This is a genomic window from Thermoanaerobacterium thermosulfurigenes (assembly GCF_051201035.1).
In the GTDB taxonomy this organism is placed as follows: domain Bacteria; phylum Bacillota; class Thermoanaerobacteria; order Thermoanaerobacterales; family Thermoanaerobacteraceae; genus Thermoanaerobacterium; species Thermoanaerobacterium thermosulfurigenes.
The window spans coordinates 19,168-41,301 of sequence record NZ_JBPODR010000021.1 but is presented as its reverse complement, the minus strand read 5'-3'; the positions used below and the strand labels follow the sequence as shown (position 1 = coordinate 41,301).

Below are 22,134 nucleotides of genomic sequence, written 5' to 3'. Positions count from 1 at the left end.
TATTGATGAATTTTCTGTTATTCTTTTATTATGAGACATTTGCTCCACTCCTATGGTTAATATTGTTATAGTGTAACAACATATTAAATACCATAAAAGCGAGCATTTGTCTCTATTTTTTATTAAATTTTTTCATATAAGTTTATTGTGGTAATTTATGTAAGCAAATCTTCTCATCTATAGATCTATAATTAAAGAATGTGTAAAACTAGCTAAGGAATAGTTTTTGCAGTGGAATCATAATTATATACTGATATTTAATAGTGTAGGAAATCTATATGAAGAATTTATTTGATGTAAATATTGATGTAAGAACCTGAAGTTTCTTGATTGCAAAAGTATGAAGAAAAACATGTTGAATATTATGATATTACTAATAATATATAGTTCGATTTTTCAAGATGTTGAAATTTATGAGAAACTATTTCAGGAGTACAAACTGCTTCATGATTACTTTGGAAGAGGAGCAAATGATGTGATGAAGAGGCTTAAAAACATAAAAGAGGTGGTTTCAGATGTTAGAGAACCTAAAACAACGTGTATATAAAATGAACATGATGCTTCCTAAAAACAATTTGGTCACAATGACAAGCGGCAATGTCAGCGGAAGAGACCCTGAGACAAATCTTGTTGTTATAAAGCCCAGTGGAGTCTTATACGATGACATGACGCCAGATGATATGGTAGTTGTGGATTTGGATGGTAATGTGGTTGAAGGTAAGCTAAAACCATCAGTTGATACTGCTACACATCTTTATGTCTACAGACATAGAAGTGATGTGAATGGAATTGTCCATACACACTCACCCTATGCTACAAGTTTTGCAGCACTTGGCCGGTCAATTCCAGTTTATCTTACAGCTATTGCAGACGAGTTTGGATGCGCAATTCCTGTAGGACCCTATGCCAAGATTGGTGGAGAAGAGATAGGGAAGGCTATCATAGATTATATAGGGGAAAGTCCTGCAATACTTATGAAAAATCACGGTGTTTTTACCATTGGCAATTCACCTGAAGCAGCTTTGAAAGCTGCTGTTATGGTAGAAGATACAGCGAAGACTGTGCATTTATCATTGCTTTTAGGTACACCTGATGTGATACCAGATGAAGAAGTGAAAAGAGCACATGAGAGATATATGACGAAATATGGTCAATGAAAAACATGATGTTAATTTAATGAAGGAGGATTTTGCATGATAAATATACCAGAAGTTAAACTAGGAATTGTAGCTACCAGCAGGGATTGTTTCCCTATCACTTTAAGTGTGAAAAGAAGAGATGCGGTAGTAAAAGCATGTATTGAAAAAGGCATATCTATAAGTGAAATCACCACAACTGTAGAGAATGAGATAGATGCTATGAATGCACTGAAAGAAGCTTACGATTTAGGCGTAAATGCGCTTGTTGTATACCTTGGAAATTTTGGACCTGAAGGTCCTGAAACGATGCTTGCACAAAAGTTTGATGGTCCAGTGATGTTTGTAGCCGCAGCGGAGGAGACAAAGGACAATCTTTATGATGGGCGTGGTGATGCGTATTGTGGAATGCTTAATGCATCATACAATCTGAATTTGAGAAATTTGAGGGTTTATATACCAGAATACCCAGTAGGATATGCAGATGAAATAGGTGATATGATATCAGATTTTAAAGATATTTCAAGAGTGGTACTTGGACTTAAGAAGTTAAAAATAATGAGCTTTGGTCCAAGGCCACAGGATTTTCTTGCTTGCAACGCTCCTATAAAGCCTTTGTACGACTTAGGGATTGAGATAATGGAGAACTCAGAATTGGATCTCTTTGAGGCTTACAATAATCATAAAGATGATAAAAGGATTCCAGATGTTGTAGAAGATATGGAAAAGGAATTAGGTTCTGGCAATATGTTTGGTGGGATACTGCCGAAGCTGGCACAGTATGAACTTACATTAAAAGATTGGGTAGAAAAAAATATAGGTGCATCGGCATATGTTGTGTTTGCAAATAAGTGCTGGCCAGCGTTTCAGACTCAATTTGGATTTGTGCCATGCTTTGTGAATTCAAGGCTTGCAGCAAATGGCATACCTGTGGCTTGTGAGACAGACATCTATGGAGCACTTAGCGAGTACATCATAACATGCGCTACAGACTTACCAGCTACGCTTCTTGATATAAACAATACGGTGCCCAAAGATATGTATGAAAGCAATAAGGAAATTATAGGTGATTATAAAAATACCGATCTTTTTATGGGATTTCACTGTGGCAATACCAGCAGTTGCATGATGAAAAATTTCTCTATGAAGTATCAGAGAATAATGCACAGGTTGTTAGAACCTGATAAAGAGCCTGATATAACAAGAGGAACATTGGAGGGCACAATAAGGCCTGGCGATATAACTCTGTTTAGGTTGCAAAGCACTGCAGATACTAAGCTTAGAAGTTACGTGGCAGAAGGTGAAGTACTTGATATAGATCCTATGTCTTTTGGAAGCATTGGAGTGTTTGCGGTTAAAGAGATGGCTCGCTTTTACAGGCATGTATTGATAGAAAAGAATTTTCCGCATCATGTTGGAGTCGCATTTAAACATGCAGGTAAAGTATTGTACGCTGCTATGAAGCTATTAGGCGTAGATGATGTTTCATTCAATCAGCCAGCTTCAATGTTGTACAAAAACGAGAACCCATTTAAATAAGATGTTTTTGAATTATCACCTGTTAAGATGATTTCAGGTGATAATTTTATTACCTTACTTTAAAAAATAAAATAATTGTGACGAATATTTAATAAATATTTTGTCAGATTTGAGATTTAGTTATATTTTAAGTAAGCGATATAATTATATACAGGTAGATATGATGTGAGGGAGGATGTTCAATTTTGGAAGAAAATGTGCCAAAATATCAAATAGTAAAAGATTATATTACCAATTTAATAATAAAAAACAATATAAATATAGATGATCCACTGCCAACTGAAAGTGAACTGATGGAAATATTCGGTGTAAGCAGACATACTATTAGGAAAGCTCTTGATGACCTTGAAAATGAAGGGTGGCTTTACAGAAAGCAAGGTTTGGGAACTTTTTGTGCTGATAGAAATTCTGTGAAAAGCTATGATAATAAAAATATTGCAGTTATAACGACGTATATAAATGACTATATATTTCCAAGGATCATAAAAGGAATCGATCAAATATTAGCTAAAAATGGGTACTCTATGTTGCTTTTCAATACGAATAACCGCATTGAGACTGAGATGGACATATTAGAGAATGTCTTGACAAAGGATATTAGGGGATTGATTATCGAGCCTACTAAGAGTGCACTGCCCCATATCAATCTAAATTATTTTGATGAGTTAAAAAACAAAGGGATACCGTACATCTTTATAAATAGCTTTTATGAAGAATTAAATCCATCTTACATCATTCAAGATGATGAAGGCGGCGGATACATGGCGACAGACCATCTTATAAAGCTTGGACACAAAAACATAATAGGCATATTTAAAAGCGATGATAACCAGGGCCTTAATAGGTACAAAGGGTATGTGAAAGCCTTAAGGGAACACAATATTAAAATCAAAGAAGACAACATAATCTTTTACACGACAGAGGAAATGAAGACAAAGCCAAGGGAAAAAATATACGAGATATACTCAAAGTGGGTCAATAAACCGACGGCTATTGTCAGCTACAACGATCAAATCGCCATGTGGATCTTAGATCCAATAAGAGAATTAGGCTACAGTGTGCCTGATGATATTTCAATCGTAAGCTTTGATGATTCTGATTATGCAGAGCTTTCCAATGTAAAGCTTACATCCATCATACATCCTAAAGAAGAGATGGGGCGGCTTGCTGCTTCGACTCTCTTTGACCTAATAAAAAAAGGGAAAAAGGCTTTTGCAAATCCTGTAAATATTCGTATAAAGCCTGAAATAAGGATTAGGAATTCTACTAAGGAGATCGAAGTGGAGGAAGTGCGATGAATGATGGCACAAGGATAAAGGAGATAGAAATCTGCAGTGGTGCCTTGTATGACGTCCCGAATATATTAAACAAGATAGGTATAAATTCTAAAGTATTGATTGTGTGTGATAAAAATACTTACGAAGTTGCAGGATTGACTCTAAAAAATGTATTAGAAGATAAAAAGTACGATGTATTGTTGTGTAATCTGAATAGAAGTGGAAATTTAGTGCCTGATGAAAAAGCAGTAGGTGAAGTGTTGATACATCTTAAAGATGACTTCGAGGCTATGATTGCTGTTGGAGCAGGCACAATAAACGATGTTGTGAAATTTATAAGCAGTAGAGCGAAAATACCTTACGGCATAGTTGCAACAGCTCCATCAATGGATGGATATGCGTCATCGGTGTCGCCTCTTATTGTAAATGGCTTTAAAAGAACTTACGATGCTACGTATCCTATATTTATCATAGGTGATACTAAAGTCCTAAAAGATGCACCTTATGATATGATTGCATCAGGTTTTGGAGATATTATTGGCAAATTCACATCATTGGCTGATTGGTATGTAAGTAGCATCATAACGGGAGAAGATTATTCTGAAGAAATCGCAGATGATGTGAAAAAGTCCCTTTATAAATGTGTAAATGTCAGCAAAAGCTTAAAAAGCAAAGATGAAAGTGCTGTGAGTAAGCTTATGGAGGCGCTAATTTTGTCAGGCATATCGATGCTTAAGTTTGGAAATTCTAGGCCTGCATCGGGTGCTGAGCACCACTTATCACACTTCATAGAAATGAGAGAGCTTTCAAACGGAGAAATTCGGCATTCCCATGGCGCGAAGGTAGGCATCATGACGAAAATTGTTGTTAAACTTTACAATACTGTATTTTCTTTTGACAAAGATGATATTATTAAAATGATGAAAGAAAGAAAAAGTGAATCAAAAGAAGAGTTTGAATTTAGGATAAACAAGAACTTTGGAAGTTTATCATCTGAGGTTTTTGACGATATAGGTTATTACTATTTGGATGAAAATGAGAGAAAGATGAGACAGGAGAGGATTTTGGACAACTGGGATATGATGCGGAAGTGGGTATCAGAAAATGTGCCGACGGTGGAGTATGTGGATGAGCTTTTAAATGATGCTGGTGCACCAAATGATATTGTCTATCTTGACCTTAAATATGATGAACTTAAAGATGTTTTGTTGAATGCAAAAGAGGTAAGAAAGAGGTACACGATATTAAGGCTTGCTGAAGACATAAATATAGATAAGATATTTGACATAGCGCTAAAGAATTGAGGCATAAAGCTCTCAATTCTTTATTAAATTCTGCTAATTAAGCCAGAGCTTACAAGTACGATGAACCAATCCATAAGGTTAAGCTTTGCATTTCCAAATATATTTGCAATAGGATTTATGTATATGGTTGCCAATAGCGTTGCGATAGATATTGTTACAGATGGCAACAATAATTTATTTTGAGATATTGGTGTAGGCATTTCGGCGCGTCTTGCGTCAAATACGTTAAACATCTGTGCCATGACTAAGTTTGAATATGCCATAGTTTTGGCGATGATGGGATTTCTAAACGTTTCTCCGTATTTAAAGGCAAATAGCGTCGCAAATCCTATTAAAGAACCTCTTGTAAGTATGTAGTTATATAATTTGTTGTCAAGCAGTTGGGTATTTTCATTTTTTTTAAGTTTTAATGCTGATGGTTCTACGCCTAATGCCAGTGCAGGTATTCCTTCAGTTACAAGATTTATGCTTAAAATCTGACTTGATGTCAGTGGCATATCCATACCTGTCATTGATGCCATGGCTAAAGCTATGATTTCGCCAACGTTTCCTGACAAAACGTACCTTAGAAATTTTTTTATGTTTTCGTTGATGCCGCGACCTTCTTTTATAGCCATGACAATTGTTGTGAAATTGTCATCAGCCAATGTTATATCAGAGGCGTTTCTTGTAACGTCTGTTCCGCCTTTACCCATTGCTATACCTATATTCGCTTCTTTTACTGCTGGTGCATCGTTGATGCCATCTCCTGTCATGGCAACGATGTACCCTTTTTTTCTTAAAGCTCTGACGATCTTTAGCTTGTGGTGGGGAGAAGTTCTGTAAAATATGTTTACGTCATCTATAAGGTTTATTAACTCATTGTCATTCATTTTATCAAGTTCTTGACCAGAAATTGCTTTTTTGTCCTTTAAAAGTCCGATTCTCTCTCCTATTGACATAGCAGTGTTTTTTTGGTCTCCCGTTATCATGACAACATTAATTCCATTTTTCAAGCATTCTTCAATAGTATTTTTAACTTCATCTTTTGGTGGATCTTCCATGCCTATAAGACCAGCAAATATAAAATCACTGTCAACATTGTTGCCTTCATCGTTTAAAATCTTGTAAGAAACAGCTAAAACTCTTAATGCTTTGTTAGACATTTCATCGTTATGTTTTATGAGCTTGTTTTTGTTTATTTTCCCTAATTTTATAGCTTTGCCTGCTCTTAAAAAGTAGCTGCATTTATTTAAAATCACATCAGGAGCACCCTTTGATATGGCCAATTTGCATGAAACAGCATCGATTACGACAGTCATGAATTTGCTTGATGAGTCAAAAGGTATCTCATCAATTCTTTCGTATTCCTTACTTTCAATGCCAGCTTTTGAAGCTGCAACGATTATAGCACCTTCTGTTGGATCACCAGATACTGCCCAATCGTTTCCTTTTTTAATTAATTTTGAATTGCAGCACATAGCACTGTATTGCAAGATTGAATATAGGTCTTTATCATCTTTTGGGTTTATCTTGACATTGTCACTATAAAAACTACCTATTGGTGTATACCCAATTCCTGATATAGTCCATACTTTGTCAAGGGTTCGTATTTCTTTCACTGTCATCTCGTTTTTTGTAAGTGTTCCAGTTTTATCAGTACATATAACATTGGCTACTCCCAATGTTTCTACAGAATTAAGTTTTCTCACTATGGCATTTCTTTTTGCCATTCGCTGTACACCATAAGCTAAAGCTATTGTCACAATAGTAGATAAGCCTTCCGGTATGGCTCCTATTGCAAGGCTTATGCCTATTCCGAGCATCTGTGAAAAAGATTTGCCTCTTATTATTCCGCTTAAGAAAATGCTGAAGCTAATTGCTATGATTGCTATTGTTATGTTTTTTCCTAAAATTTCAAGGCTTTTATTAAGCGGTGATGAAGTATTTCTTTCTTCGTTTAACATTTTTGCAATTTTGCCTATTTCTGTTGACATTCCGGTTGAGACTACGATAAGCTTGCCGTATCCTTTGGTTATGCTTGTTCCCAAGTAAGCCATGTTTTTTCGTTCAGCTAATGGAATATCATCCTTTAATATAACCAAATCGTGTTTTGATGATGGATGCGATTCACCTGTCAAACAGCTTTCATCAGTCTCAAGATTTTTACATTCTACTATGCGGGCATCCGCAGGGACAATGTCTCCTGGATTTACGATCACTACATCGCCTGGTACAAGTTCTGATGAGCTTAACAATGAAATCTTACCGTCTCTTAAGACTGATGATCGGGGCGATGTCAACTTGTGCAGCGATTCTAAAGATTTTTCTGCATTATACTCTTGGAGCACTCCAAGACTTGATTCTATTACGACAATCGATATTATCACGATAGAATCAGCTACATCTCCAATCAAAAAAGAAATACCGCCGGCAAAAAGAAGTATCTTAAAAAGGTAGTTGTTTACCTGATTTAGCATCATTCTAAAGAAGGATGGTTTATTTCCGTTTATCAGTTGGTTTAAACCGTATGTATTCAATCTTTTTTTAGCTTCAACTGTTGATAGCCCACTGTCAATATCAGTGTTTAGGACTTTTTCTATTTGTTTTTTTGTCATGATGTGCCAAGGATATTGAGCTTGCTGTTTCACAGGAAAATTATCTTTTGTGTCCCTTATATTGAATTTTATCTTGTATATTTCTTTCTTGATATCTTCGGCTTTTAAGCTTTCGTCAAAAGTAATGATGATATTTCCGGTCATTGGGCTTGCTGTTACACTTAGTATTCCGCTTTTGAGAGATAGATTTTTTTCCAGCCTTTTCGCCAACAATTCATTTCTGTATAGGCCGCTTACGGAAAATCGGATTCGCTTTGTATGTGGTGCATATTTTCTTATGAGTTCCATCTTCATACCTCCAGAACGTCTTATAATAAAAATATTTTGTCCAAAATTTTTTATTTCACATAAGGAAAAATTTTGAATGATGACAGCTTTCGATGACTTTTATTAATATTATTTGTAAATGCCGGTTAAAATAAATAAAAATAGACAGGAGGTCTTTAAGATGAGCAAAGAGTTTTGGATTGGTGTAGGAGCATTGGGAATAGCACTTTTATTGGCGAAACCGGCAAAGAAATTAGCAGTAGGGCTTGTAGGTACTGCTATGATTCTTGCCGATAAAGGCAAAGAATTGGCTATAAATGTGAAAGAAGAAGTAGAAGACATAATAGCCGAAGCCCAGTATCAACATACTCAATCAAAAATAAAGACACAGCCTGAAACAGCAGATAATCCCTCATAAGAGGGATTATGCATGTATTGGAGGTTTGACATGATAAGAGAGATTTTTTCGTTGCCTGGATTAGCGCGGCTAAGCTTTGATGCACTTTACAAAGATAAATCCCTTGAAAAGAAGATAAATCACTATTTAAAAAGCTCTAAAGGAATCAAATATGTAAATGCCAGCAGCGTTACTGGAAAAGTGCTTGTAAAATACGAAGGCAGGACATTAGGAGAAATAAAAAGAGAAATCATAAATGCGATTTTCAAAGATGATGTAGATGATAATGTAAAGCCGTATGAACCAGAAGATCTGCCATTAAAGACTCAATTTGTGATGGTAGCTATGCCATTGGCTGCTACGATTTACACCGCTTTAAAGCGCATATTCGCTGGCAAATCACCGTTAAGCGGCCATTATGGATTACTAAGCATATCATCAATTGTATCGATTGTTGCTGGATATCCAATATTTAGAAGTGGCATAAATACGCTGCTTAAGGAACGCAAAATAAATGGCGATTTGATGATAACAATTGCTACTACCATAATGCTTTTTATAAGAGAAAGCATATTGGGGCTTGTGGTTATTTTTCTCGTCAATTTAAGTGTCTTTATTCACTCTTTAAACATACACTATAATAAAAAAGCATTAGAAAGCTTCCTTAGATTAAAACCGGGGAAAGTGTGGATGGCATTAGAGGGAAGAGAAATAGAAGTACCTGTAGAGGAACTTAATGAAGGCGATGTGATTTCACTTAAAAAAGGTGATGTGGCGCCGTTTGAATGCGAAGTAGTAGAAGGCAGTGCAATCGTTGACGAAAAGTATATACGAGGAAAAGTAAAATACGTCAAAAAGCAAAAAGGTGATAAAATAATTGAATCATCATTGCTTATTGATGGGGAAGTAAAGGCCAGAATAACTGACATTGAGGCAAACGAGAGCATAGAAGATCTGTACAAAATTGTGGAATTAGAATCAAGGGAGAAATATATTACAAATACTGCTGACGTATACATCAACAAAGTTATACCGCTGTCTTTTTTCATTACAGGTCTTGTGTCATTTTATACAAAGGATATATTGAAGGGAATATCATCAATGCTTGTTTTATGTCCATGTACTTTTGCACATGGTTCTACTGGTGTCTATGGTATAGCTGTCAAAAATGCGGCAAAGAGAGGCATATTGATAAAAAGTTCATCTGCAATCGAAAATATGGCAAAAGCTGATATGCTGATTTTTGATAAAACGGGAACACTTACGGAAGGCAGACCTATTGTAAGTGAAATTTTGCCGTCATCAAGTACTGACAAAAATCATATACTAAAGATAGCCGCGTCTGCAGAATATGGTGTCGTACATCCTGCAGCATTGTCTATAATTAAAAAAGCAGATGATATGGGGATAAAGGTTGAGGATTTTTCTCATGGAAAAGAAGTCAAAAGCATGGGTGCTTTTGCTTGTGTAGATGGGAAACAAATGTATGTTGGCAATGAGAGGTTTATGGAGATAAACAATATTGATTTACATGATGTAGAAAATCTCAGTAATGTTTTAAAAAGCTTAAACAGAGGTGTAATATACGTCGCTGTTGACGGGAATGCTATTGGAGTCATTGGAATGAAAGATGTGCTTAAGAAGAAGAGCAAAGCTGCAGTAGAACTTGTACGTTCATTAGGCTTTAACGATGATAGTATTTATATTTTATCAGGTGATGACAAGGAGCCGACAGATAGAGTGGCTTATGAATTAGGTATAGTCAATGCGTTTAGCAGTGTATCGCCTGATGAGAAGAAGAATTTTGTAAAAAGGCAAAAATATGATGGTAAAACTGTCGTAATGGTCGGCGATGGACTAAATGATGTGAAGGCCATGAGAAGTGCCGATGTTGGAATTATTTTAGGAAGGCCCATAAGTAAAAAGATATTAAAAGCGCTTGATGTTGCTGTAATCGACGAAAATCCTTTAAAAATACCGTATTTGATAGAGCTATCAAGGTATTCAAAGGAAGTGATAAAGCAAAATCATGTTATAGCATCAACAATGAGCTATATAGAATACGTAATGACGCTTTTTGGTAAAGTAAATCCATTTACGGCAGCAATGCTACACAGCATGAATCAATTAATCGTGTTGGCAAATTCTATTAAAGTTTATAAATATTCATCAAGGAGGATTATTTCTGATGGAAGAAATGAAAAAAAGATTCGAAGAAGCTTCGAAAGTTTTAAGACAGACGGTTGACATATCTTTTGCAGAGTATTCAAAAGATAAATCAACTAAAAACGAAATTGTAAAATTGTGGCAAGAAACAATTAATGATTTTTTACAGTATGCTGTAAAGATGAGCGAAAAACACCAAGCTAAAGAATTGTATAAATCTATTGCAAGGACACTCATTTTTGGAAAATAGCGATTTAATAATATATTTTTTTCGGGATAAAATAATAGAAGAACCTATGAAGGGAGGAAACTTCAATGGGTATCGCTAAAACTTTAGGAAGTAGAAGCTTTTTCTGGGGAATTGGTGTTGCTGCATTAAGTTATATTTTATTTCCAAAAGCAAAGGAAAAGGTAAAGCCAGTTCTAATAAATGGTGTAAAAAGCACTTATGATATGGCTGATAAGGCATCTTTTGTAATCAATAAAGGCAAAGACAGAATAGCAAAAATGTTTAATGACAATGATAGAGACGGCGTCGAAGGTGAAAATTTATACCAAAGCGAAATAGACAGTTTAGAAAAAGAGAGAGAAAAGGCTATAAAAGAAGTAAATGAGCTTAAAAGCAGGATAGAGATGTTAGAAGGTGAGTTAAGCAGATTAAAAACTGCTGAATGATTATAAAACCCAACTAAACGTTGGGCTTTTTTTAGTGTAAATTAACTTTATTAAAATATTGAAAAAAGTTAAAGAATGTAGTATCATGTTATTAAGATGACAATGAATATGAAAGGAATGTGTACTATGGATGCTAATATAGCTTCACTAAAAATTGAAGAACTGCTTATATATGCTTTGAAGCACGGCATGATAGAAGGTACAGACTATATCCAATGTCGCAATTCATTGATGGATTTGTTTGAGATACAGGAGCCATACAATGGCATTGCAGATGATGTAGATTTAGACGATCCCCACGATATTCTCAATTCTCTTTTAGATTATGCATACGAAAAAGGTTTTTTCAAGGAAAATACGATTACAAATAGAGATCTTTTTGATACGAGGATTATGGGTTTATTGATGCCGAGACAGTCTGAAGTTATAAAAAAATTCGATGATATAAAAAGGGTATCAGGTATTGAAAAAGCTACAGACTATTTTTACAGCTTATCAAAAGATTCATATTATATACGGATGGATAGAATTGCGAAAAATAAATATTGGAGGACGGATACAGAATACGGCAGTTTGGAGATTACAATTAACCTTTCAAAACCTGAAAAGGACCCAAAAGACATAGCGGCAGCTAAAGCATTAAAAGAGACAAATTATCCTAAATGCCTTTTATGTCTGGAAAATGTTGGATTTAGCGGTAACTTAAATCATCCAGCAAGACAAAATCACAGGGTAATACCAGTAAAGGTTGCTGGAGAGCAGTGGTATTTTCAGTATTCGCCTTATGTTTACTACAATGAACATTGCATATTGTTTTATGAAAAGCATGTGCCGATGCAAATATCAGAAAAGACGTTTATCAGATTGTTGGACTTCATAGATCAGTTTCCACACTATTTTATAGGTTCTAATGCTGATTTACCGATAGTAGGTGGTTCCATCTTATCCCATGAGCACTTTCAAGGTGGGCGCCATGTATTTCCTATGGAGGAAGCAAAGGTAGAAGAACATTATAGAAATGAAATGTTTAAAGATTTAGATGCTGGAATATTGAAGTGGCCTCTATCAGTCATAAGGCTTTCAAGCAAAAATAAAGAAGAATTGATTGATGCGTCATCCATGATTTTAAGAGAGTGGAGAAATTACAGCGATCCATCTGTTGATATAATTGCTTATAGCACAGTTGGTGGTGAGAAGGTACCGCATAATACAATAACACCTATTGCGAGGAAAAATGGTGATGGCGCTTATGATATGGATTTAGTCCTGAGGAACAACCGTACTACTGATGAGTACCCTTATGGTATTTTTCATCCACATGAGGAACTTCACCATGTAAAGAAGGAAAATATAGGGCTTATTGAAGTTATGGGGCTTGCTATTCTTCCTGGAAGGTTAAAAAAAGAACTTGATGAGATAGAAATGATATTATCAGGTAATAGAAAATACGACAAAAAAGAGATTTCTGCAGATGATCCGCTTTTTAAGCATGTACCATGGATTGATGAGCTTGTAAATAAATACGGTGTGAATCTTAAGAGAGAAGAGGCAGAAGTTGTACTAAAAGATGAGGTAGGTGAAATTTTCTTAAAAGTGCTGCTGGATGCAGGCGTATTTAAGCGTGATGAGAAGGGAAAAGAGGCATTTGATAAGTTTTTAGATAGTATACATTTTAAAAAAATTTAACAAAGGAGAGGAATTAAATGGCAACAAAGATTGTGGAAGAATTTAAAAGAATCTATGGAAGTAGCGAAGGGGTAAGGTTATTTTACTCGCCAGGCAGGGTAAATTTAATAGGGGAACATACAGATTACAATGGTGGATATGTATTCCCATGTGCTCTTGACTTTGGAACGTTTATGGCCATAAGAATGAGAGATGATGGAAAGGTACGCCTTTCTTCACTAAACTTTGATCTTAAAGTCGAGGTGGACATAGACGAATTAATCTATGATAAAAAAGATGATTGGGCAAATTATCCAAAAGGCGTCTTGAAAGTTTTGCAAGATGAAGGTTATAAGCTAAGAGGGTTTGACGCCTTGTACGAAGGGAATATACCAAATGGAGCAGGGCTTTCTTCTTCTGCATCGATAGAGCTTGTGACTGGTGTTGCTATGAATGAAATTTTAAATTTGGGGATTGATAGGGTTGAATTAGTTAAAATGTGTCAAAAAGCTGAAAATAATTTTGTCGGCGTCAATTGCGGTATAATGGATCAATTTGCTGTAGGAATGGGCAAAGCCGACTATGCTATATTTTTAAAATGTGATACAATTGATTATAAATACGTTCCACTTAAATTAGATGGTTACAGGATAGTTATATCAAATACAAATAAGCGAAGGGGGCTTCAAGATTCTAAGTACAACGAGAGAAGGAGTCAGTGCGAGGCTGCATTAAGTTACCTTAAGAAAAAATTGGATATAGACAATCTTGGACAGGTTACACTGGAAGAATTCGATAGATACAAATACTTGATACCAGATGATGTGTTAGTAAAGAGGGCAAGACATGTTGTGACAGAAGATGAGAGAGTTTTGGATGCTGTTGAAGCGTTAAAAAATAATGACATTAAACGATTTGGTCAATTGATGGTACAATCTCACAATTCGTTAAGGGATGACTACGAAGTTACCGGCAAGGAATTGGATGCTTTAGTCGATGAAGCGCTTAAATTAGATTACGTTTTAGGCTCCAGAATGACAGGTGCAGGATTTGGTGGATGTACCGTAAGCATTGTCAAAGAAGAATTTATAGAAGATTTCATTAAAGAAGTGACGAAAGGGTACAAAGAAAGAATAGGTTATGAGCCATCAATATATGTGACGGGTGTAGGAGACGGAGCAAAAGAAATAAAATAGAAAGGGGTATATATTGTATGTCTATTTTAGTGTGCGGTGGCGCTGGATATATTGGCAGTCATACTGCATATGAGCTTTTTAAAAGAGGAGAAGATGTAATAGTAGTTGACAGCTTGATAACAGGCCATGAAAAAGCGGTAATTGGAGGCAAGCTTTACGTCGGCGATATTAGGGACAGCGAATTTATGGACAAAGTTTTTGAAGAAAATGACATAGAAGCTGTCATTGATTTTGCGGCATTTTCTCTTGTAGGCGAAAGTGTTGGCAAGCCGTTGGATTACTATGAAAACAATGTGTATGGGACGATGTGCTTACTTAAAAAAATGGTTAAATACGGCGTTAAAAAGATAGTTTTTTCATCAACGGCTGCGACGTATGGAGAGCCTGAAAGAGTTCCGATAAAAGAAGATGACAAGACATTTCCTACAAATCCTTATGGCGAAACTAAACTGGCTGTGGAAAAGATGCTTAAGTGGTGTGACAATGCTTATGGGATAAAGCATGTTGTGCTTAGGTATTTTAATGTGGCTGGTGCCGATGAAAGTGGCCTCATAGGAGAAGATCACAATCCGGAAACACATCTTATACCGCTTATATTGCAAGTGCCATTAGGGAAAAGAGATTTCATAGAAATCTACGGTGATGACTACGATACAAAGGATGGCACTTGTGTAAGAGATTATATACACGTTACCGATCTTGCCGATGCCCACATCTTAGCATTAGATAAGCTAAGAAGGGATAGTAGCAGTGCAATATACAATCTGGGAAACGGAGAAGGATTTACAGTGAAGGAAGTTGTTGAAACAGCGAGAAAGGTAACCGGACATCCTATACCAGCAAAAATTGCCGCAAGGCGACCAGGAGATCCTGCAAAATTGGTAGCATCATCGGACAAGATTATAAATGAGTTGGGTTGGAATCCTAAGCATAATTCACTTGAGGAGATTATAGAGTCTGCGTGGAAATGGCATAAATCAAATCCTTATGGATTTGGAGACAAATAGAGGTGGTAATTTTGGCAGATTTGATACCTGTAAGTTACAAATTATTAAAAGGCATGAATGAAAGTCTCATATTGAATGTGATACGTCACAACAAATACGTATCAAGGTCTGAAATAGCAAAGATAACGAATTTGACGCCGCCTACAGTTACGAATATCATAAACAAGCTTTTAGAAGACGGACTTGTGAAAGAAGACAAATTAGGGGAATCCAGCGGTGGCAGGCCACCTGTCATATTGAAGATAAACAATGAAGCTTTTGATATAATCGTGATAATAATCGGTACAGATATAATGGAAGAGTACCTATTGGATGCTGAACTCACCATAAGAGAATCAAAGGTTGATAATATAAAAAAGGAAGATTCGGAAAGCATATTCAAACTTTTATTCGACAGAATAAGGCATTTAAAAGATATTTCAAAGAAAGAGATAGCAGGGATCGGCATAGTAGTTAGAGGTCCTGTAAAGTCAAGCGAAGGCATATCCGTATTTTCTCCTAACATAGGGTGGAGAAATGTGCCTATAAAGGACATGATAGAAAAAGAATTTGGGATTCCTACGTTTGTTGAAAATGACGTGAGAGCCATGGCTTTAGGCGAATTCTACAACGGAATTGCTAAAAATGTCGGCAATGTCGTGTTTTTAAAAGTAGGACATGGAATAGGTTCAACAATAATATTGGATGGGAAAATATACAGAGGAATTAACGACATGGCTGGTGAGATAGGACATACTACAATCGACGTTGCTGGTCCTAAATGCAGTTGCGGCAATTATGGATGTTTTGAAGCTTTGGCATCTGAGAAAGCATTGGTAAATAATGTGGTAAAAAGGATAAAAGAGGGATCTTATTCTCTTGTATCTGAATACGTCAACGGAGACTTGGAAAATATAACAACCAGATTTGTATACAAAGCTGCGGAAGAAGGGGATGAAGTTGCTTTATCTGAGTTAAACAAGATCGCCATTTACTTAGGCATAGGCATTGCAAATATAGTCAATGTCTTTAGCCCAGAGTTGGTGCTTATATCAGGAGGAATAGTGAGAGGTCGAAAGTTTATAGAAGACGTTGTATTGGATACTATTAAAAGGAGATCTTTTGAAGCAAATTATTCATCCTGCAGCATTGCCTTTTCAAATCCAGATTACAATACGGCCTTGATGGGTATATCGAATATAATATTAGATAGTATTTTGTAATGCTATCTAATATTTTTTTGTCATTGAAAAATCTGTACATACCATTTATAATTGAAGTATAGACTGATATAGGAGAGGTAAACGATGTTTGGAAATTTTTTTAATAGAATGTACTATGGCGATCCACATAGACCTGATTTAAAAGCTGATGATATTCCTAAGAAGGGTATGTCTTTGTTTTTTGACATTTTAAAGAACAATTTCTGGCAACTTATAAGCCTTAATCTTTTATTAATTGTATCGTGTATACCTATCGTGACGATAGGACCTGCTTTGGCGGGATTTAATAATGTGCTCAGGAATCATGCACTTAATAGAAATGTGTGGCTTTGGAATGATTTCAAAGACGGGTTTGTTAAAAATTTCAAGCAAAGCTTTATAATTACGTTGATAAATGCTTTAGCAGCTTTTATATTAATCAATAATTACAAAATTTATTCTTCATACAGTGCAGGTTTTATAAAAATTGCAGGTAGCTATATTACCATATTTATTGGTTTTATACTTGTTCTCATGAATGTCTATATTTATCCTTTGATGGTTACGTATGATTTAAAGATAAAGCATATATATAAAAATGCTTTGATATTTTCAATCATAAAGTTGCCTCAGACGATAGGCATAGTGCTATTAAGCTTATTATTGGTTGGGCTTTGTATTTTATTTGCGTTTATTCCGCTTATTGTCATTGGATTTAGCTTAGTTGGGCTTGCCATAAACGTGTATGATAGAGGTGTGTTTGAGAAGTATATTGATAGCAGAGTCAATCAAGAAAACAAAAAAATGGAAGATAAACCTGAAGATCAGTAGGATGCATAAAACTTTCCATAATGGATAATATAACTAACGTTAGTTTATATTACACATTATGGAAGGAGCAAAATATATATGGAAAATAAGGAAAGCATAATGAAAGTTTTATCAGATGGCATAAACAGTGAAGCGCTGGCGATTGAACAGTACATGGCTGATTTGGACAAGATTCGCAATCCTTATGTGAGAAATATCTTTAAGAAAGTGCTGTTTGATGAGAAATCACATCAAAATAGCTTTAAGAGAGCTTATGATTTTTTTGGTAAGACTGGAAACAATGAGCTTACGTGGCAAGACAATGTGTCGATGAGATTTAAGATGTTAGGCAATTTTATGGGTACAAATACTACAAAAGGTTTTTTACTGGGGATAAGTGCTGCAGTTATACTTGCATCTATAGGGCCGAATATAAAAAGGGTTTTGAAGCCAATAGCTGTTGGTGCTGTCTCTGGTGCGATGACGGTATCTGAAAAGATGAAGAATTTAGCAGATGCAGCAAAACAAAACATCGATGGCATAGCAAAAGATGCTGTAAAGTACAAAGACGAGCAGTTATCAAAAATGAGAAGTGATAGTGATGAGATTGCAAAAAGCATCGTAGAAGAGCTTCAGAAAGAGCGAGATGATGCATTAAAAGAAGCACAGGATCTAAAAGCGAGGATGGACGCATTAGAAAAAGAAATAAGTGAACTCAGTAAAAATAAAGAGTGATATGGAATGTTTAATGTGAATATAGATAGAGTAAGAGGTGAATCTTATGAAAAAGCCTTTTACTCTTTTTTTAATTTTATTGATTGTTGCTTTTTTAGTCACATGGCCATATTATATGTACTTGTATGAAACAGGCAAAATAAACTTTACACAGACAGATGATGAAGATTACAGGGGGATAATTACATTTTGCGATTTTCCCCATTGGTCAGTCGATGATCCGATAGGTTTTAATTTTATAAATAAAAAGATACAGGATTTTGAATATTTGCATCCAGGGGTTATAATTGAATTTGAGCCAATTAAAAATGGAAATTTTTATTATGATGTCAATGATATAATTGGCAATGGTAAACCTGATATAATCCCTATAACTTCAGACAGTTCATTTATCTACAATGATAAATTAGAGCCGCTTAACAAATATCTTGATAAAAGTTATAAGAATTCATTAAAAGAAGATGTCCTCAATAGGTTTATTTATAATAATAGTGTTTATGGCATTCCTTTAGGGATGTACACAAGTATCCTTTACATAAACAGCGATTTGTTCAGCAAAAAAGAAGTGGAAGTTCCTCAAAATGGAGAGTGGAGCTATGAAGAGTTTACAGATGATATGACTAAGCTTACATATCAAGAGGGGAAAAAAGAAAAAAAGGATTTCTATGGAATAACTATGTATATGGAAAGAAGCTATAATCTTTGGGGGTTTTTGATGGCAGATGGTGCAAATATATTTGATGATAAAGGAATGGTTTTATTTAAGGGACCACAGGCGGAGTCTGGCCTTAAAAAATTGATAGAATTATACTCAAAAGGTGCGATAGATCCTGTGTCTTTTAGTGGTGATTATAGCAAAATATGGGATAGTTTTGCAGTTAATAAAGAAAGCGCTGCCTTGGTCGATGAAAGTTACAAAGTCCAATACCTTAAATACCTTGAAAACAAGAATAAACTTTTTCAGTTTGATATTGCGTTGTATCCAGAAGGAGATGGCGATGTACCTATCACAATGTCTCCCAAAATTTACGGTTACGGCATCACAAAGCAGAGCGATAAAAAGAAATTGGATATGGCGTTTAAATTTGTGAAATTTATTGTAGATTCTCAAGAAAACGTGGAGAAAATAGGGTATATTCCAGTAAAGAAGGATGTACCTATAACCGATGAAATTATGAAGAAAATTGACATGGCAGTGAAGTATACTGATAATATACCGAAGAATTGGCATGACAAAAATATTATGATCAATAAAGCCTTAATAGATGGATTAAAAAATAAAGAAAGCGAAAAAGTGATTTTGGAAAGAATTCAAAAAGCATTAAATTAGTAGCGGCTGTTTATAGTATTTTTCGTAATCAAAACCATCTTTGCCGTAAAATTATTGTTGCGAAGCCGCTTAAACCCTTCAGGGTGAAATATGCCTAAAAGAAAGCTTTCATAATGGGTGATTATGAATCTTTCAAGAGGTGATTTCATATCCATTACTTCAAAGCCCAGCATTTCCACACCTTGATTAAAAAGTGTGTATCCCATAAATACATTTACATCATCAAAATCATGATTTTCATTGATATAATTTTTTAACGCTTTTAAAGATTTTTTAAATCTTTTTAGCGTTATGATGCCAACGGCGATAGGCGAATTGCTTCTGGATGTTATCTCTGTAAGGACTTTATTGTTTAAATGAAGCTCGGCAAATTTATCGCCTTTATTTAGAACTGTGCCATCTTTCAGCACGATTTTTTTGCCTTTGTATTTCTTTATTGCGATTCTTATTTCAGAATCATCTCCGCCTACTGTATGGATATTATTTAATTTTGCAAATACAAATTCCCACAAAGACCAAATGTACATAAAAATCTTTTTCATAATGATTACCCCGTTTACGAAAAAATAAATTTGTTTATATCGACAATTTCTAAGTTTTTCTCTTTTATTCCACTTATTATCTTATCAAGAGCTATAAGCATTGTTTCAGGAGCTTCTTTGTCTGACCCTATGTTGTCGCTGCTATCGTGAAATATCAAAATGTTTCCGCTTTTTACTTTGTTTAATACGCGATTTACTATTAAACTTGGGTCTTTTACTTTCCAATCCCAGCTCATGTAGCTCCACAAAATTATTTTAATACCTAATTTTTTTGAATACCGATAAATAAAAGTTGTAAATAATCCCCATGGCGGTCTATAATATGAAGGATACTTTCCAGTAATCTGAGAGATAATTTCAACCGATCTCAATAATTCCTTGTACGTAGCAACAGGTCCCAAAAACCAGTTTATGTGATGCTTATAACCATGGATGCCTATTTCATGACCTCTATTTACAATTTCTTTGGCTAAATCTGGATACTTTTCGACTTTGTCTGCTAACAAAAAAAAGCACGCTTTAACATTGTATTTATCCAAAAGGGACAAAAGTGTAGGCGTGTATTCGGGATCTGGACCGTCATCAAAAGTAATCGCTATCCATGGTACTTTCTTTTTTCTGCTTGTATATATAACATTGTAGTGGAAAATACGGCCCAGCATAGTAGGAAGCAGTGCTACTAAGACTAAGTAAAGTATGTAAATTTTTATCATGAATTTTATCATTCCGCTAGTTTCCCCCTTACAATAAGATTATATACGTAAAAAATGAATCTTACAAGTTTATAGTGCTTGAAATGAATGCTAATGCTATATTGCTTGAAGAGTTTAGAAAAAAAATTTATAATAAAAAGAGGCGAATTTAACTTAATTGAGAGGATTGTTTAGATAATGAGACATTTTATAAAAAAATTTGTAGCAATTATTGTGATAATATTTATCTCTGTATCCGTTGTAGGGTGTGGCAACAGTGATCAACAGTATACACGTACTGATTTTATGATGGATACTGTCATGCAAGTTACTGCATACGGAAGAAATGCAAAAGAAGCAGTTGACGAGTCTATGAACAAATTGAAAGAAATCGACAACCTTATGAGCAGCCAGAAAAGCGGCAGCGACATACAAAAGATAAATGACAATGCAGGCGTAAAGTATGTCAAAGTAAATCCTGAGACATTTTACGTAATAAAGACAGCATTGAAGTACGGGAAAATAAGTGGTGGCTATTTCGATATAACTATTGCTCCATTGGTGAATTTGTGGGGTATCGGCACTGATCATGCCCATGTTCCCACGGAAAGCCAAATTAAGGATGCTATGAAATACATAAATTACAAAGATGTATTGCTGAATGAGAAAAATGATGAGGTTAAATTAAGCAGAAAAGGTATGGCAATCGATTTGGGAGGAATTGCTAAAGGCTTTGCTGCTGATGAACTGGAAAATATCATGAAAGAAAATGGTGTAAAGCACGCGCTTATAAATTTAGGCGGCAGTAGCGTATACCTTTATGGTTCAAAGCCAGATGGATCCAATTGGAATATAGGAATACAGAATCCTTTTGGAGATAAGGGTACGTATTTTGCCATTGTTTCAGGCAAAGACATGCTTATTGACACATCTGGCAATTATGAAAGGTATTTTATTCAAAACGGGAAAAGATACCATCACATATTAAATCCTTTTACAGGTTATCCTGCAGAAAGCGGCGTCGTCAGTACAACAATAGTTTCTACTAATATTAAGTCTATTGATGCTGATGCTTTATCTACAATCACCTTTATTTTAGGTGTTGACAAAGGGATGAAATTGATAGAGAGTATGCCTGGCGTAGACGCAATCTTTGTTACACCAGATTATAAAGTATATGCGACATCAGGACTTAAAGGAAAATTAAAGATAACAGATTCGAGGTTTAAGCTGTATGAAAATAGGTGATAAAATTTTAATAGGAGTGCTTTTGATTATTTCTCTTGTTTCTGCTTATTTTGCTTATGACAAGGCGCTATCAAGAACTGGTACCAATGTTGTAATAGAAGTAAATGGTTCTAAGTACCAAGAATTGCCGCTGAATGTGGATAAAACAGTGACAATTCGTAATGGCCAGCATTTAAATGTCGTTGAGATAAAAAATGGGAAAGTAAGAATGAAAGAAGCCAATTGTCCAGATCAGATATGTGTTAAAACAGGCTGGATAGAAAAAGAAGGACAGCAAATAGTATGCCTCCCTAATAGAGTAGTGGTGAGAGTTATAGGAGGTAAAAAAGGAGAAGTAGACGACGTAGTATATTAAGTAGCCGCACATTTT

21 protein-coding genes are annotated in these 22,134 nt (G+C 35.1%); 18 read left to right on the top strand and 3 right to left on the bottom strand.

Annotated features, from left to right (window positions below):
• Window positions 1-364 precede the first annotated feature (364 nt).
• The 5 genes from HNR52_RS08890 (at window position 365) to HNR52_RS08870 (ending at window position 5,256) form a co-directional block, all read left to right on the top strand.
• Window positions 365-547 carry a hypothetical protein gene (locus tag HNR52_RS08890; protein WP_435620365.1) on the top strand — a complete coding sequence of 61 codons (183 nt, stop codon included), beginning with the start codon at window positions 365-367 and terminating at the stop codon, window positions 545-547.
• Window positions 516-1,157 (top strand): L-ribulose-5-phosphate 4-epimerase, encoded by a 642-nt coding sequence (locus HNR52_RS08885; protein WP_435620364.1) that lies wholly within the window; start codon window positions 516-518, stop codon window positions 1,155-1,157. Before HNR52_RS08890 ends, HNR52_RS08885 begins: the two co-directional genes overlap by 32 nt.
• Window positions 1,158-1,193: 36 nt before the next feature.
• Window positions 1,194-2,675 (top strand): L-fucose/L-arabinose isomerase family protein, encoded by a 1,482-nt coding sequence (locus HNR52_RS08880; protein ID WP_435620363.1) that lies wholly within the window; start codon window positions 1,194-1,196, stop codon window positions 2,673-2,675.
• Window positions 2,676-2,860: 185 nt separating this feature from the next.
• Window positions 2,861-3,973: a substrate-binding domain-containing protein gene (locus HNR52_RS08875; protein ID WP_435620362.1), complete on the top strand. Its 1,113-nt coding sequence runs from the start codon at window positions 2,861-2,863 to the stop codon at window positions 3,971-3,973.
• A complete protein-coding gene (locus tag HNR52_RS08870) occupies window positions 3,970-5,256 on the top strand; it encodes a sn-glycerol-1-phosphate dehydrogenase (RefSeq protein WP_013787361.1) in 1,287 nt (428 codons plus the stop codon). The genes HNR52_RS08875 and HNR52_RS08870 overlap by 4 nt, the downstream gene beginning before the upstream one ends.
• Before the next feature lie 23 nt (window positions 5,257-5,279).
• On the opposite strand, the gene HNR52_RS08865 is transcribed toward HNR52_RS08870, so the two are convergent.
• Window positions 5,280-8,141 carry a cation-translocating P-type ATPase gene (locus tag HNR52_RS08865; RefSeq protein ID WP_435620361.1) on the bottom strand — a complete coding sequence of 954 codons (2,862 nt, stop codon included), beginning with the start codon at window positions 8,139-8,141 and terminating at the stop codon, window positions 5,280-5,282.
• Window positions 8,142-8,301: 160 nt separating this feature from the next.
• On the opposite strand from HNR52_RS08865, the gene HNR52_RS08860 reads away from it, so the two are divergent.
• The 11 genes from HNR52_RS08860 to HNR52_RS08810 all read left to right on the top strand — a co-directional run bounded on the left by HNR52_RS08860 (window position 8,302) and on the right by HNR52_RS08810 (window position 19,282).
• Window positions 8,302-8,538, top strand: a complete 237-nt coding sequence (locus HNR52_RS08860; protein ID WP_013787363.1) for a hypothetical protein — start codon at window positions 8,302-8,304, stop codon at window positions 8,536-8,538.
• A gap of 30 nt (window positions 8,539-8,568) precedes the next feature.
• Window positions 8,569-10,764 (top strand): heavy metal translocating P-type ATPase, encoded by a 2,196-nt coding sequence (locus tag HNR52_RS08855; RefSeq protein WP_435620360.1) that lies wholly within the window; start codon window positions 8,569-8,571, stop codon window positions 10,762-10,764.
• Window positions 10,706-10,933, top strand: coding sequence for a hypothetical protein (locus tag HNR52_RS08850; RefSeq protein ID WP_013787365.1), 228 nt, complete (start codon window positions 10,706-10,708; stop codon window positions 10,931-10,933). Before HNR52_RS08855 ends, HNR52_RS08850 begins: the two co-directional genes overlap by 59 nt.
• 65 nt (window positions 10,934-10,998) lie before the next feature.
• On the top strand, window positions 10,999-11,358 hold the full coding sequence (locus tag HNR52_RS08845; RefSeq protein WP_435620359.1) for a hypothetical protein: 360 nt from the start codon (window positions 10,999-11,001) through the stop codon (window positions 11,356-11,358).
• A gap of 126 nt (window positions 11,359-11,484) precedes the next feature.
• Window positions 11,485-13,044 (top strand): UDP-glucose--hexose-1-phosphate uridylyltransferase, encoded by a 1,560-nt coding sequence (galT, locus tag HNR52_RS08840; protein ID WP_435620366.1) that lies wholly within the window; start codon window positions 11,485-11,487, stop codon window positions 13,042-13,044.
• 17 nt (window positions 13,045-13,061) lie between these two features.
• Window positions 13,062-14,219: a galactokinase gene (locus HNR52_RS08835; protein ID WP_435620358.1), complete on the top strand. Its 1,158-nt coding sequence runs from the start codon at window positions 13,062-13,064 to the stop codon at window positions 14,217-14,219.
• A 17-nt stretch (window positions 14,220-14,236) separates the two neighbouring features.
• Window positions 14,237-15,226: a UDP-glucose 4-epimerase GalE gene (gene galE, locus HNR52_RS08830; protein WP_435620357.1), complete on the top strand. Its 990-nt coding sequence runs from the start codon at window positions 14,237-14,239 to the stop codon at window positions 15,224-15,226.
• Window positions 15,227-15,237: 11 nt separating this feature from the next.
• Window positions 15,238-16,428 carry an ROK family transcriptional regulator gene (locus tag HNR52_RS08825; protein WP_435620356.1) on the top strand — a complete coding sequence of 397 codons (1,191 nt, stop codon included), beginning with the start codon at window positions 15,238-15,240 and terminating at the stop codon, window positions 16,426-16,428.
• Between the two features lie 84 nt (window positions 16,429-16,512).
• Entirely contained in the window at window positions 16,513-17,238 is a 726-nt protein-coding gene (locus HNR52_RS08820) for a YesL family protein (RefSeq protein ID WP_013787373.1), read from the top strand.
• A 78-nt stretch (window positions 17,239-17,316) separates the two neighbouring features.
• Entirely contained in the window at window positions 17,317-17,952 is a 636-nt protein-coding gene (locus tag HNR52_RS08815; RefSeq protein ID WP_435620355.1) for a ferritin family protein, read from the top strand.
• A gap of 46 nt (window positions 17,953-17,998) precedes the next feature.
• Window positions 17,999-19,282: an ABC transporter substrate-binding protein gene (locus HNR52_RS08810; RefSeq protein ID WP_435620354.1), complete on the top strand. Its 1,284-nt coding sequence runs from the start codon at window positions 17,999-18,001 to the stop codon at window positions 19,280-19,282.
• Here the strand turns inward: HNR52_RS08810 and HNR52_RS08805 are convergent.
• Window positions 19,279-19,824 (bottom strand): YkoP family protein, encoded by a 546-nt coding sequence (locus tag HNR52_RS08805; RefSeq protein WP_435620353.1) that lies wholly within the window; start codon window positions 19,822-19,824, stop codon window positions 19,279-19,281. The two genes, HNR52_RS08810 and HNR52_RS08805, sit on opposite strands and share 4 nt — an antisense overlap.
• A 14-nt stretch (window positions 19,825-19,838) precedes the next feature.
• Window positions 19,839-20,549, bottom strand: a complete 711-nt coding sequence (locus tag HNR52_RS08800) for a polysaccharide deacetylase family protein (RefSeq protein WP_435620352.1) — start codon at window positions 20,547-20,549, stop codon at window positions 19,839-19,841.
• A 201-nt stretch (window positions 20,550-20,750) separates the two neighbouring features.
• Here HNR52_RS08800 and HNR52_RS08795 point away from each other — a divergent pair, with 201 nt between their 5' ends.
• Both HNR52_RS08795 and HNR52_RS08790 read left to right on the top strand, forming a co-directional pair.
• The gene (locus tag HNR52_RS08795) at window positions 20,751-21,764 is read left to right on the top strand and encodes an FAD:protein FMN transferase (protein ID WP_435620351.1); all 1,014 of its coding nucleotides are present in this window, start codon (window positions 20,751-20,753) and stop codon (window positions 21,762-21,764) included.
• Window positions 21,751-22,119: a NusG domain II-containing protein gene (locus HNR52_RS08790; RefSeq protein WP_013787379.1), complete on the top strand. Its 369-nt coding sequence runs from the start codon at window positions 21,751-21,753 to the stop codon at window positions 22,117-22,119. Before HNR52_RS08795 ends, HNR52_RS08790 begins: the two co-directional genes overlap by 14 nt.
• Window positions 22,120-22,134: the final 15 nt, after the last annotated feature.